General features: G+C 70.7%; 7 protein-coding genes and 1 pseudogene. 7 read left to right on the top strand and 1 reads right to left on the bottom strand.

What is annotated here, in order from left to right; translation table 11 throughout:
- Positions 1-749 precede the first annotated feature (749 nt).
- Entirely contained in the window at positions 750-2,528 is a 1,779-nt protein-coding gene (locus ACZ4FV_RS17535; RefSeq protein WP_465322863.1) for a hypothetical protein, read from the top strand.
- A 9-nt stretch (positions 2,529-2,537) separates the two neighbouring features.
- Here the strand turns inward: ACZ4FV_RS17535 and ACZ4FV_RS17530 are convergent, their stop codons facing one another.
- On the bottom strand, positions 2,538-3,644 hold the full coding sequence (locus ACZ4FV_RS17530; protein WP_465322865.1) for a PQQ-dependent sugar dehydrogenase: 1,107 nt from the start codon (positions 3,642-3,644) through the stop codon (positions 2,538-2,540).
- A gap of 142 nt (positions 3,645-3,786) precedes the next feature.
- On the opposite strand from ACZ4FV_RS17530, the gene ACZ4FV_RS17525 reads away from it, so the two are divergent.
- From ACZ4FV_RS17525 to ilvC, 6 genes and pseudogenes are all read left to right on the top strand, one after another.
- Positions 3,787-4,728, top strand: a complete 942-nt coding sequence (locus ACZ4FV_RS17525; RefSeq protein WP_395873391.1) for a 2-hydroxyacid dehydrogenase — start codon at positions 3,787-3,789, stop codon at positions 4,726-4,728.
- A gap of 89 nt (positions 4,729-4,817) precedes the next feature.
- Entirely contained in the window at positions 4,818-6,389 is a 1,572-nt protein-coding gene (locus ACZ4FV_RS17520) for a DUF2079 domain-containing protein (RefSeq protein ID WP_465322862.1), read from the top strand.
- A 620-nt stretch (positions 6,390-7,009) separates the two neighbouring features.
- Positions 7,010-9,763, top strand: coding sequence for a putative bifunctional diguanylate cyclase/phosphodiesterase (locus ACZ4FV_RS17515; protein ID WP_395873389.1), 2,754 nt, complete (start codon positions 7,010-7,012; stop codon positions 9,761-9,763).
- 340 nt (positions 9,764-10,103) lie between these two features.
- Positions 10,104-11,876, top strand: a pseudogene (locus tag ACZ4FV_RS17510) (acetolactate synthase large subunit); the annotation flags it as partial.
- 42 nt (positions 11,877-11,918) lie between these two features.
- A complete protein-coding gene (gene ilvN / locus ACZ4FV_RS17505; protein ID WP_020556335.1) occupies positions 11,919-12,446 on the top strand; it encodes an acetolactate synthase small subunit in 528 nt (175 codons plus the stop codon).
- A 138-nt stretch (positions 12,447-12,584) separates the two neighbouring features.
- A complete protein-coding gene (ilvC, locus tag ACZ4FV_RS17500; protein ID WP_395873462.1) occupies positions 12,585-13,583 on the top strand; it encodes a ketol-acid reductoisomerase in 999 nt (332 codons plus the stop codon).
- Positions 13,584-13,878: the final 295 nt, after the last annotated feature.

The following is a 13,878-nucleotide window of genomic DNA, read 5'->3' as shown; positions in this document are numbered from 1 at the left end:
GATCTGCCGCTTTTTTGCTCCCCCGCTTCGCTCCTCCGCAAAAAAGCGGCGCCTCGCTCGTGACTTCGTGTCCCTCCGCTTCGCTCCGGGCCACGAAGTCAAAACTTGCGGCTCCGCCGCTCTCCGCGCTTCGCGCGTCGATCACTTGGGTGGGCGGGGGTCGGGGGCGCTGACGCGCCTGGGGGTTGGGCTTCGGGGGTAGGCCGCGGGTCACCTTGACCATTGCGCGCGACGGCCGCGTCAGTGCGCTTCCCGCCGCGTTGGACTGATTCTCGGGGCCGGGCCGATTTACGACTCCGCCTTGAAAACCTGTCGCGCCCGCCCGCCGGTGCTGTGGCCGCGTCCGCTGCCTCTCGTGTCCGGTGTTGCCGCGTGTGTCGCCAACGTTGTTGCGGCCGTGACGACCGCTATCGCTCGCGCCGTCGATGCCGTGGCGTCCGCGACGGCCGCGTCCGCTGCGACGGCGCCAACCGTCGCCGCTCCGCCCGCCGGTGCTGTGTTCGTGTTCGCTACCTCTCGTGCCGGGTGTTGCCGCGTGTGTCGCCGACGTCGTTGCGCCCGCGACGACCGCTACCGCTCGCTCTGTCGATGCCGTGGCGTCTGCGGGCGCGTCCGGGCCCGCCTCCGCCTCCGCTGCTGCTGCGCCGCGTCCCCCGCGCACGCGTCTGTCGCCGGTGCGGGCGGGGTGGTGGTGGGCGGAGGGGGTGGGGGTGGTGGGGGTTAGCGTGGGGGCGGAGGGAAGGGGAGTCATGGGGCAGGGGTTGGGGCTGGTGTTGCGGGAGTTGGGCGCGGACGAGGTGGGTGGGGTGTTCGCGCGGTTGGTGGGGGTGCGGGGGGCGGATGCCTGGGTGGGGGGTGAGGTGTGTTTGTCGGATGCGTTGGTGGAGGCGATCGCCGCGTGTGGGAGTGCCGAAGAGGTGGTGCGGGCCGCGGGTAATCCGCGGCTGACCGCGGCGCAGTTGTGTCGGTTGATCGAGGCCGGTGGGTATCCGGTGGTGGCCTGGGTGTTTCCGCCGGAGGGTGAGGACGAGGTCCTCGATCCGCCGGGCGGTCCGAACGAGGTACTCGACCTGGGGCGCCGGGAGTTGCGGCGCGCGGGGGTGGCGGTGGAGCGCAAGCTCGCGCTGTTGCGCGCGCATCCGCTGCTCGCGTACACCGCTCGCCGCGCCGGGTCCGTGAGCGTGTTGCACCGGCCGGATGTGCCCGTCACCCGGACCGAGGCGCTCGACCAGGTGGGACCCGCGCTGCGTGCCGGTGTGCTGGCGCCGCGCGAGATCCTGGACCGCATGCGACCCGCGCGCGTCGCCGCCCAGGTGCTCGCCGTGGTCTCCCGCGAACACGCCTACGTCACCGGCGAGACCACCATCCACGAACTGCTCCGGCCCGAGGTGGTCGACACGCTCGGCACCAACCCCGCCGCCTGGGCGCACGTGGCCCGCACCCTCGGCCGCCACGCCGGCACCTTGCCCGAGCTGTTCGCGGACGCGAGGACGCACACGGGCGAGGCCGCCATCCGGGTGCCCGCGGCCGTACGGCCGTCCATGGCCTTCCTGCTCCGCCGGCTCACCGCCGAGGAACTCACCACCCTGATACCGCACCTCGACGACGCGGCGGCGGTCGCGCTGCTCCCGGGCAACATCCCGCCGCTGCCGAACGTCGCCGACGCGGCGCTGCGCTGCGAACACCACGCGCTGCTCGCGGCGCTCGCCGAGCACCAGAGCATCGGCCGACACTACGCCGGCCTGCTCAAGGACCTCGGCGACGACCGGCTCGACCGACTCCTGGTGGACAACCGCTCCGGCGTCACCGCCGAACTGCGCCGCGAGATCTACGCCGGCCGCCGGGCCGACCGCCCCCGCGTCCCGATGCACCCGGAGCTGCGCGCCCAATTGCTCAACGAGCCGCCCTTCGGCGGCGAGCCCGAGGCGTACGCGCTGTCCGGCGATCCCGCGCTGGTGGACCACGCGCTGCCGGGTTGCGAGGCCCGCAAGCTGCGCCGGATCGACTGGATCGACATCGTGCTGAGCCTGTGGGAGCGCGCCGACCCGAGCGTGACCGCCGACATCCTGGGCCGCCACGGCGAGCTGTTCCCGGAGCGGATCAGGGTCACCGCGCAGGCCGCGTTGGCCGCCGAGGACCCGACCCCGCTACGGGAGTTGCGCGCCCGCTGGGACCGGGGACCGCGTGCCGAACCGCCCATACCCGAGCACCGCCGGCCACCCGCCGACCGGCTTCGCGACACCCCGCTCGATCCGTGGCACTCCTGGCTCGTCGCCGCGGTCACCTCCGGCGAGCTGGATGCCGAGGAGGTCGTCCGGTACGCCCGCCCGGCCCGGCACGCGTTCGAGGCCCTGGTCGCGATCGACGCCTACCACTGGGCCCCGGGCAGCGCCCGCCCGGCACTGGCCCGACTCGGCAAGCGGATCGGCCCCAACCCGGAGGCCTGGGTGATCCTGGCCGGCCTGACCGCCGACTTCGAGGGCACCCTGACCGAACTCGCCGACCTGTGCGCGGCCGCCGCCGGTTGACCCCGGCGGTCAGTTCAACACGAGGCGCAGGACGCGGTCGTCGCCCTTGCGCGGACTGCCCCGGCCGTCCGTCATGCTGGTGGTCAACCACAGTTCGCCCGAGACGACCAGCACCGTGCGCAGCCGACCGTACTTGCCCTGGAAGTACGCCTTCGGCGTGCCGACCGTGGAGCCCAGGATCGGGGCCTGCCACAGCCGTTCGCCCTTGAGGCCGGCCAGGTAGACGACGTCGCCCAGGATCGCGATGCCGCTCGGGGAGGCGTCGTCGGTGGCCCACTGGGCGACCGGGTTCATGTACCGCGGGTCGTCGCCGGTGCCCTCGACCTCCGGCCAGCCGTAGTTGGCGCCGGAGCGGATCAGGTTCAGCTCGTCCCAGGTGTCCTGGCCGAACTCGCCCGCCCACAGCCGCCCGGTCGAATCCCAGGCCAGGCCCTGGACGTTGCGGTGACCCAGGCTCCACACCGGGGAGCCAGGGAACGGGTTGCCGGGCGCCGGCTTGCCGTCCGGGGTGAGTCGCAGGATCTTGCCGCCGAGCGAGGAGACGTCCTGCGCCAGGGCCTTGCGGCCGGCCTCGCCGGTGCCCGCGTACAACATGCCGTCGGGGCCGAAGGCGATCCGGCCGCCGTTGTGGTTCGAGCCCGCCGGGATCTTGGAGACCAGCACCTCGGGGCCGCCCAACGGCTGCCCCGGCACGTACGTCATCCGGACGATCCGGTTGTCCTGTTCCGTGGTCAGGTACGCGTACAGGAAGTGGTCGGTCGCGAAGCTCGGCGACACCGCGATCCCGAGCAGACCCCCCTCCCCGCGATGCACCGAACCCGGCACCGTGCCCACCACCACCGGCGTCGGTGTGCCCGGACCGAAGCGGGTGATCGTGCCCGTGTCGCGCGAGGACACCAGCGCGTCCTTGTCCGGCAGCACCGCCACGCCCCACGGCGTGTTCAGATTCCGGGCCAACTCGCCGGCCACGACCGGCTCGGCGACCTTGGCCGCGGTCGGCCCGGCCGGCACGTTCGGCGGCTGCGTCCCGGCCACCGGCGCGGAGGAGCCACCCGGTGTGGCCTTGCCGTCCGACGAGCCGCCGTCACCACCACACGCGGTGAGTCCGGCCGCCATCGCGACGGCGAGCGCCAGGGCGGGCCAACGAGCCTTGGGACGGCGTGTGCGCACCGGAAACACCACCTTCTCGGGTTACCTCGACCCTAAGCGGCCCGGGCCCGCGAGGGAGGGGCCCGACACGACATTTAGAGTTCCTGCCATGGTCACCGAAGGCAGGATCTGGGTTCCGTACACCCTCGAACAACTCGCCCCGCTCCCCGGCAAACTCGGCGGCGGCTCCTCGATCGTCGACGTCTACGACGGCTTCGACGGCCCGGTGCCGGACACCGCCGCCGACGTCGAGCTGTACGTCCTGCCGTACACCTTCGACCGCGAACCGCTCGCCCGGATCGCGGACATGCCCCGGCTCAGGATGATCCAGACGCTGACCGCGGGCTACGAACACGTGCTGCCGTACCTGCCGCCCGGTGTGCTGCTGTGCAACGGCAGAGGCATCCACGAGACCAGCACCGCCGAACTCGCGATCACCCTCACCCTCGCCGCGCTGCGCGACATCCCGACCTTCGTGCGCGGCCAGGACGCGGGCGAGTGGCGGTCGGGGTTCTATCCGGCGCTGGCCGACAAGAGCGTGCTGATCCTCGGGTACGGGGCGATCGGCGAAGCGGTGGACCGCCGGCTCCAGGGCTTCGAGGTGGACGTGGTCCGGGTCGCCCGCAGCGCCCGGGCCGGCGCGCACGGACCGGTCCGGGCGATGGCCGAGCTGCCCGAACTGCTCCCGCGGGCCGACGTGGTGATCGTGACGGTTCCGCTCACCGAGGACACCCGCGGCCTCGTCGACGCCGACTTCCTGGCCCGGCTCCCGGCCGGCGCGCTCGTGGTCAACGTCGCGCGCGGCCCGGTCGTGGACACCGAAGCGCTGCTCGCCGAACTGGACGCCGGCCGCCTGCGCGCGGCGCTGGACGTCACCGATCCCGAGCCGCTGCCCGCCGACCACCCGCTGCGCTTCGCCCCCGGCACGTTGATCAGCCCGCACGTCGGCGGCAGCTCGTCCGCCTTCCTCCCACGTGCCCTGCGGCTGATCCGCGAGCAGCTCGAACGCTGGTCCGAAGGGGTGACTCCGGCGAACGTCGTGCGCGATTGAGCAACAAAAACCGTCCGGTCGCGCTCTGCTTTGAGTAAGGGCCGACACCGGTACGGTGTGCCCGCGCACGCCGACCCGGACGGAGAGACATGAAAGACAGGGGGACGGCGCCCGGCGCTGTTCACAGGCGGTTCGAGGCCCTCGACACCGCCGAGGCGGCCGCCGCGCCCGCCGCCCCGGCGGTCGTCGAACCGGCGGTGATCGCTCCCCGAACGGGTGAACACGACCACGGATTGCGCACGGTCGTCGAGCGGGCCAGGCGACGGATCGGCTCGGGCGCCCTGCCGTACCTGCTTGCCGCGCTGTTCTTCGTGATCTACACGACGCACTCGCTGCTGCGGCATCGCCGGATGGAGACGCACGCCTACGACCTGGGTCTGTTCGAGCAGGTGGTCCGGGCGTATTCGAACTTCGAGGCGCCCGTGTCGGACATCCGGACGCCGGACTTCAATGTGCTCGGCGAGCACTTCCACCCGATCCTGGCGCTGCTCGGTCCGATCTACCGGGTCTTTCCCGGTCCGAGCACGCTGTTGGTCGCCCAGGCGTTCCTGGTGGCGATCTCGGTCGTGCCGATCACCCGGATCGCCGCGCGCGCGTTCGGCCCGTGGGGCACGGCCGCGCTCGGCATCGCGTACGGCCTGTCCTGGGGCATCCAGTCGGCCGTCTCGTTCGACTTCCACGAGATCGCGTTCGCGGTACCGCTGCTGGCCTTCGGCCTGGACCGCTTCCTGCTCGGCCGGTACCTCACGGCGATGGCCTGGTGGTTGCCCCTGATCCTGGTCAAGGAGGACCTCGGGCTCACCTTCGCCGCCGCGGCCGTACCGCTGTTGCTGCTGCGCCGCTGGAAGATGGCCGCGGCGCACGTGCTGATCGGCGCGTCGGCGTTCGTGCTGGCGATCTTCGTGCTGCTGCCGGCGATCAACCCCAACGACACGTACGCGTTCTGGGGCAACCTCGACTCCAGCCAGCGCTCCGGCAACGCGGATCCCACCACGCCGTTGGGCCGGGTGCCGATCTCCGAGCTGGTCATCGAACTGCCCATGTCGATGGTGCTGCCCAGCGTGAAGTGGATGACGCTGTTCACGCTGTTGCTGCCCACCGGGTTCATCGCGCTGCGTTCGCCGATCCTGGCGATGATCGTGCCGACGATGTTGTGGCGGTTCACCTCCAGCAACGAGTACTACTGGGGCACGTATTTCCACTACAGCGCGGTCCTGATGCCGATCGTGTTCGCGGCGTTCGTGGACGGTGTGGTCCGGTTGCGCGCGTCGCGGGTGGATTGGCTGCGCCGGTACGCGGTCCACGCCGCGATCGTCCCGCTCGCGGTGTCGTTGGCGTTCGCGCGCGACTTCCCGCTGATGGACCTGCTGCACAAGCGCACCTATACGGTGCCGGACCGGGTGCGCTCGGCGCACAAGGTGCTCGACCGGGTTCCGGACGGCGCGACGGTGTCGGCCACGATGAGCTTCTCGCCGCAACTGGTCTCGCGGGCGGGGCGGGTGACCGACTTCCCGACCCTGCTGCCCGGGCGCGGGTACGCGGCGATCGAGGTGTGGGGCAACAACAAGGACTGGGCCCGCTACTGGATCGCGCACCTGATCGGGCAGGGTTTCACCGAGGTGGCGCGCGAACCGGGCGCGGTCCTGCTCAAGCGCGACTGAACCGGGCACCCGACCGGGGGCGCCACGAAATCCGAGGGCGGTCGAGCGCCCACCCGTGCCCACGGCCGAGCGACCCGCCCGCGCCCTCCGCGCCGGTCACACGCTCGGCCGTCCGAGTTCTCCGTCGCCGGCGCGTGTCGCCGGACCGCACCGCGTTGCCGACCCCGAGTGCCCACCGATCCGGCCCCACCGAGGCCGCACTGAGGCCCCGCCGAGCCCCCGGCGGGGCCTCGGCCCGCCTTCCGGACCCCGCGAAGGCCGCCGGGCGATCGTTGAAACTCCCAGGTTTGCCCTGATCAGAGCCCCTTTTTCCGTCCAGTGTCGGGACTTTGTCACAAATGCACGGGAAGGGACTCCCATGCAGGCCATCATTAGTTACTCTGTGTTGAGTAAGACAAGCTCACAGTGACGGGTTGGTGTATCGTCCGAGTCGTGGGGCGTTGAGAGACGCGCACGGTCGGGTGTCGCACCCCCGTCGCGCCGGCGCCGACCGCCCCGCCTCACGGCTGGGGTGTGAGGGCCGGTGCAGTGCCATGAAGCGCCGTGGCGGCGACTTCGGGTAGAGGGGAGTGCGGAATGCCGGGGGACCACTGCCGGAGTGGCCGAGCCACGACGACCCGGTGCGGCTGCTGATCTTGGCCGACACCCCTACGCAGCGGCAGTTGAAGTATCTGATCGTGCCGCTGTGTCTCGTGTACGCGATCGGTGCGCTCCAGGGCTGGGGCAATCCGACCTTGTCGCTGGCGATGGGCGACTTCGGCCTGGCGGCCGCGGCGGCCGTGGCGGCGATCTCCTGCGCGCTCAAGGCCGTGCGCGAATCCGGTCGGGCCCGGTTGTCGTGGGCGCTGTTCGCCTTCTCCGCCACGATGGTCTCGCTCGGCAACGGGATCTGGGGCTGGTACGAGGTCGTCCTGGACGTCCCGGTGCCCACGCCCGGTCCCACCGACGTGATCTTCCTGCTGTTCGCGCCACCCACCATCGTGGGCCTGCTCCTGGTGGCGCAGCGCCCGCGCGGCATCGCGGCGTGGACCTGCATGGCGCTGGACGGGTGGCTGATCGCGGGCTCGCTGTTCACGCTCGGCTGGAGTCTCGCGCTGGCCCGCAGTACCAACGGGGATCGCTCGGACATCCTCAAGATCGTGCTCACCCTCGCCTATCCGGTGCTCGACATCCTGATGATCAGCATGGTCCTCGGATTGCGTTTTCGGGCCGGTTCGGGAGATCGCGCGGCACTGAACCTGGCGCTGGTGGGCCTCGCGGTCACCGTGATGAGCGACGCGCTGTGGACCACACCCGGACTCAACAGCGGCTACCGCTCGGGCGGACTGCTGGACGCGGGCTGGTTCGCGGGCAGCCTGCTGCTCGCGATCGCGCCGTGGACCGGCGACCGGGTCGAGGCGCACGAGCGTCCCCGACACCGCACCATCTCGATGTTGTCCGCGCTCACCCCCTACATCGCCGCCGCGGTGTGCACCGCCGGCGTGCTCGGCGGCGCGGTGGCCGGCCACGCGCCGGACAAGGTGGTGCTCGGCGTCGGCGCGACCGTACTGGTCACCCTGGTCCTGCGGCAGGGCATCACACTCGTCGACAACGTGTTCATGGCCCAGGAACTGTCGGCGAAGGAGAGCCACTTCCGGTCCCTGGTGCAGGGCTCCAGCGATGTGATCATGATCGCGGCGAGCGACGGCGTGCTCCAGTACGTCAGCCACGCGGTGCGCCGGGTGTACGGGTTCGAGCCCGAGGAGTTGGTCGGTACCCGGCTGGAGTTGCTCATCCATCCCGAGGAGAGCGCGCGGGTACAGCGCGAACTACGCGCGTTCTTGGACGGCGCGGTGCCGGTGGGCGAGGCGGACACCGCGATGGTGCGGGTGGAATGTCGGATCCGCTCGGCCGGCGGCACCTGGCTGCACACCGAATCGGCGGTGAACCGCTACGGCGACGGGCTGATCTTCAACAGCCGCGACGTCACCGACCGGATCAAGTTGCAGACCCAACTGGAGCACGACGCCTTCCACGACCGGCTCACCGACCTGCCCAACCGGGCCCTGTTCGAGGACCGGATCCAGCACGCGCTGGCCCAGCGGCGCGGGATCACCCCCACCATCGCGGTGTTGTTCGTCGACCTGGACGGGTTCAAGGCCGTCAACGACAACTACGGGCACACCGCGGGCGACGAACTGCTCGTGCAGGCCGCGCGCCGGCTCGAACACGCGGTTCGGATCGGTGACACCGTGGCCCGGTTCGGCGGCGACGAGTTCGCCGCGCTCCTGGTCGGCGACCCCACCCCGCGGGCGATCCGGGAGATCGCCGAACGGCTGCTCTCCACGCTGTCCGCGCCGTACCGGATCGCCGACGGCGAGGTACGCGTCGCGGCGAGCATCGGGATCGCCTTCTCCGCGCCCGGCATCGCACCGGCCGACCTGATGCGGCACGCGGACGCCGCGATGTACCGGGCCAAGGACGGCGGCAAGGGCCGGGTCGAGGTCTACACCCCCGACATGGACGCCGACGTGGAGCGCCGCGCGGCCCGCGCCGCCGGGCGCCGGCGGGTGGACCGGGACGGCCGGCTGGCCGTGTCGTACCAACCGGTGGTGGACCTGGACACCGGTCGGGTGCGCGACGTGGAGGCGGCGCTGTGTCGGGTCGAGGACGGCGTGGTGCCCGGCCGGGCCGACCACGTCCGGCTGACCGCGGGCGTGGACGGCCGACTCTCGGCGGTGGGCCGCAGGCTGCTGGAGGAGAGCGCGCTGGCCGCGACCACCTGGCGGGCCGCCGGGCACGAGATCGGCGTCACGGTCGGCCTGGCGGCCCGCCAACTCACCGGCCCCGGCTTCCTGGACGTGCTGGAGGAGACCCTGCGCGGTGCCGATCTGCCGGCCGGCGCGTTGACCCTGGAGATCACCGACAACGTGCTGCCGGACGGCGACGAACTGCTGCTGAGCCGGATCGCGGTGCTGCGCCGGTTGGGTGTGCGGTTGTCCCTGGACGACTTCGGCACCGGCCACTCCTCGCTCACCTACCTGCGCCGACTGCCGGTGGACGTACTCAAGATCGACCGCTCGTTCGTCGCCGAGGTCGGCACGTGTCCACACCTGACCGTGCTCACCTCGACCATCGTGCGCCTCGGGTTGGAATCCGGACTGACCCTGGTGGCGGCCGGCATCGACAGCCACGCGCAGGTCGACATACTTCGCGAGATGGGCTGTCAGCGGGGGCAGGGCAACTGGTTCCACCCGGCGGTGTCCGGGGACACGATCTTCGATGTGCTCGGCCAGACGCCGCTGGGCAACAGCGCGGTGCGCGGCCCGCGTCCGGAGCCGCTCCCGGAGGCGCGCGCGCCGCTGCCGGTCCAGGTGCCCAGGTCGCAGCTGTGAGTGTGGCCGCGGCGGGCCCCGAGCGGCGCCGGCGTCCGCGTCGGTGTCCGAGGTGGTGACCGCAGGGGTGTCCGCGGCGGCACCGGGGCCGGCCGAAACCATGACGTCCCGTCAGTCCTGGACAAAGAGTCTCGAATACTGAGACGCGTGAAGAGCCGGCTTGACACGTACACGGGCGCGGAGGGAGAGTCGCGGGCATGCAGACCCGCATCCTCGTACTTGAGAAGCGCGTGCACTGACCACCGAGTCGGTTCGCGCGCCCCCCTCGCTTGCCTAACGGCACGGGGGGTTTTTTGTTGCAGTCCGACGGGTCCGGGCCTCGCGCCCCACTCGATATGCCGACTTCAGATCGAGAAGAGACGAAAGCATGACCGATCAGGTGACAGGAGCCCAAGCGCTGATCCGCTCCCTGGAAGCCGCAGGGGTGGACACGGTCTTCGGCATCCCCGGGGGCGCGATTCTTCCCGCCTACGATCCGATGATGGACTCGACGAAGGTGCGCCACATCCTCGTCCGGCACGAGCAGGGCGCGGGTCACGCCGCGGAGGGATACGCGCAGGCCACCGGCAAGGTCGGGGTGTGCATGGCCACGTCGGGCCCCGGCGCGACCAACCTGGTGACGCCGATCGCCGACGCGCACATGGACTCGGTGCCGATCGTCGCGATCACCGGTCAGGTGGCCAGCGCCGCGATCGGTACGGACGCCTTCCAGGAGGCGGACATCTGCGGCATCACGATGCCGATCACCAAGCACAACTTCCTGGTCACCGACCCGGCCGAGATCGCGCCGACGATCGCCGCGGCGTTCCACATCGCCTCCACCGGCCGGCCCGGCCCGGTCCTGGTCGACATCTCCAAGGACGCGCTCCAGGCGACCACCGACTTCGTCTGGAACGGCACCCCCGAACTGCCCGGCTACCGCCCGGTCACCCGGCCGCACGCGAAGCAGATCCGCGAGGCCGCGCGGCTGCTCAGCGAGGCCAAGCGCCCGGTCCTGTACGTCGGCGGCGGGGTGCTCAAGGCGCACGCGTCGGCCGAACTGAAGATCCTCGCCGAGCTGACCGGCGCGCCGGTGGTCACCACGCTGATGGCGCTGGGCGCGTTCCCGGACAGCCACCCGCAGCACCTGGGCATGCCGGGCATGCACGGCACGGTGGCCGCGGTCACCGCGCTGCAGAAGTCGGACCTGATCTTCGCGCTCGGCGCCCGCTTCGACGACCGGGTCACCGGCAAGCTGGACACCTTCGCGCCGTACGCCACCATCGTGCACGCGGACATCGACCCGGCCGAGATCTCCAAGAACCGCACCGCGGACGTGCCGATCGTCGGCGACGCCCGCGAGGTGATCGCCGACCTGGTGGTCGCGGTCCAGGCCGAGCACGAGGCGGGCCGGTTCGGCGACTACCAGGAGTGGTGGACCGCGCTGAACCGCTGGCGCGAGACCTACCCGCTGGGCTACGACGTGCCCGCGGACGGCTCGCTGTCGCCGCAACTGGTGATCGAGCGGCTCGGCGCGATCTCGGGCCCGGACACGATCTTCGCCTCCGGCGTCGGCCAGCACCAGATGTGGGCCTCGCAGTTCATCCGCTACGAGAAGCCGTACACCTGGCTCAACTCCGGCGGCGCCGGGACCATGGGCTACTCGGTGCCCGCCGCGATGGGCGCCAAGGCCGGCATGCCGGACACCACGGTGTGGGCGATCGACGGCGACGGTTGTTTCCAGATGACCAATCAGGAACTGGTCACCTGCGCGGTCAACGACATCCCGATCAAGGTCGCCATCATCAACAACGGCACCCTGGGCATGGTCCGCCAGTGGCAGACGCTCTTCTACAACGAGCGCTACTCCAACACCGACCTGCAGAGCCGCCGGCTGCCGGACTTCGTCAAGCTCGCCGAGGCGATGGGTTGCGTCGGGCTGCGCTGCGAGAGCCCGGACCAGTTGGACGAGATCATCCACAAGGCGATGTCGATCAACGACGCTCCCGTGGTCATCGACTTCGTCGTCCACCAGGACGCGATGGTGTGGCCGATGGTCGCGGCGGGTTCCTCCAACGACGAGGTGATGGCCGCGCGCGACGTGCGTCCCGACTTCGGCGACTCGGACGACTGACAGGCCGACAGGGCATCAGGAAGGCATAGGAGTCCAGCGATCATGTCCAAGCACACCCTCTCGGTCCTTGTCGAGAACAAGCCCGGTGTCCTCGCCCGGATCACCGCGCTGTTCTCGCGTCGGGGCTTCAACATCGACTCGCTCGCGGTCGGCACCACCGAGCATCCGGACATCTCGCGGATCACCATCGTGGTCAGCGTGGTCGAGGAACTGCCGCTGGAGCAGGTCACGAAGCAGCTCAACAAGCTGGTCAACGTGCTCAAGATCGTCGAGCTGGATCCGCCCGCGTCGGTGCAGCGCCAGCTCCTGCTGGTCAAGGTGCGCGCGGACCACGAGACGCGTTCGCAAGTGGTGGAGATCGTCCAGCTCTTCCGCGCCAAGACGGTCGACGTCTCGCCCGAGGCGGTCACCGTCGAGGCCACCGGCGGCCCCGACAAGCTGGCCGCGATGTTGCGCATGCTGGAGCCGTTCGGCATCAAGGAACTCGTCCAGTCCGGCGTCGTGGCGATCGGCCGCGGCGGACGCTCGATCACCGACCGTTCGCTGCGGTCGGTGGAGCGCTCGGCCTGACGGATATGTCCGGACCTCGGTTCTGACGGACCGTCATGGTCCACATTTCAAACCGGCGGCACGCGGTTCGTTCGTGATTTGCGAAGATGACGAGCGGGGCGTGGCCCCGAAAACCCAGTCTTGAAGGAGAACCCCGAAGTGGCCGAGCTGTTCTACGACGACGACGCCGACCTGTCCATCATTCAGAACCGCAAGGTCGCGGTGCTCGGCTACGGCAGCCAGGGTCACGCCCACGCGCTGTCGCTGCGGGACTCCGGTGTCGACGTGCGGGTCGGTCTGCTGGAGGGCTCGAAGAGCCGCGCCAAGGCCGAGGAGGCGGGCCTGCGGGTCGTCACTCCCGCCGAGGCCGCCGCCGAGGCGAGCGTCATCATGATCCTGACCCCGGACCCGGTCCAGGCGAAGGTCTACGCCGAGGCCGTGGAGCCCAACCTGCAGGACGGCGACGCGCTGTTCTTCGGGCACGGCTTCAACATCCGGTTCGGCTTCATCAAGCCGCCGGCCAACGTCGACGTGTGCATGGTCGCCCCCAAGGGCCCCGGCCACCTGGTCCGTCGGCAGTACGAAGAGGGTCGCGGCGTGCCGTGCATCGTCGCGGTCGAGCAGGACGCGTCGGGCCAGGGCCTGGCGCTCGCCCTCTCCTACGCGAAGGGCATCGGCGGCACCCGTGCCGGCGTCATCAAGACCACCTTCACCGAGGAGACCGAGACCGACCTGTTCGGTGAGCAGGCGGTGCTCTGCGGCGGCGCCTCGGCGCTGGTCAAGGCGGGCTTCGAGACCCTGGTCGAGGCCGGCTACCAGCCGGAGATCGCCTACTTCGAGTGCATGCACGAGCTGAAGCTCATCGTCGACCTCATGTACGAGGGCGGCCTGGAGAAGATGCGCTGGTCCATCTCGGAGACCGCCGAGTGGGGCGACTACATCACCGGCCCCCGGATCATCACGGCCGACACCAAGGCCGAGATGAAGAAGGTGCTCGCCGAGATCCAGGACGGTTCGTTCGCGACCGCGTGGATGGCGGAGTACGAGGCGGGTCTGCCGAAGTACAAGGAGTACGTGAAGGCGGACTCCGAGCACAAGCTGGAGACCACCGGCAAGGAGCTCCGCAAGATGATGAGCTGGGTGACGAACGAGGGCTGATCCTCGACTCGACGTGTTGCCTGCCGCTTCGGCGGTGTGAAGTGCCCCGGGCCGGGATCGGTCCGGGGTGCTGCTTTTTGGGCGACTTCGTCGCCGGCTCGCGAGGCGCCGCTTTTTTGCTCCCCCGCTTCGCTCCTCCGCAAAAAAGCGGCGCCTCGCTCGTGACTTCGTGTCCCTCCGCTTCGCTCCGGGGCACGAAGTCAAAACTTGCGGCTCCGCCGCTCTCCGCGCTTCGCGCGTCGATCACTTGGGTGGGCGGGGGTCGGGGGCGCTGACGCGCCGGGGGTTTGGGCTG

The organism is Embleya sp. NPDC025285, assembly GCF_055558835.1.
The sequence above is the reverse complement of the archived record's forward strand: the minus strand, read 5'-3'. Positions and strand labels throughout refer to the sequence as shown.

Coding starts and splice junctions, on each gene's coding strand:
- ilvN (WP_020556335.1), top strand. CDS start 11,919: ATGTCCAAGCACACCCTCTCGGTCCTTGTCGAGAACAAGCCCGGTGTC.
- ACZ4FV_RS17520 (WP_465322862.1), top strand. CDS start 4,818: ATGAAAGACAGGGGGACGGCGCCCGGCGCTGTTCACAGGCGGTTCGAG.
- ACZ4FV_RS17525 (WP_395873391.1), top strand. CDS start 3,787: ATGGTCACCGAAGGCAGGATCTGGGTTCCGTACACCCTCGAACAACTC.
- ACZ4FV_RS17530 (WP_465322865.1), bottom strand. CDS start 3,644: ATGGCGGCCGGACTCACCGCGTGTGGTGGTGACGGCGGCTCGTCGGAC.
- ACZ4FV_RS17535 (WP_465322863.1), top strand. CDS start 750: ATGGGGCAGGGGTTGGGGCTGGTGTTGCGGGAGTTGGGCGCGGACGAG.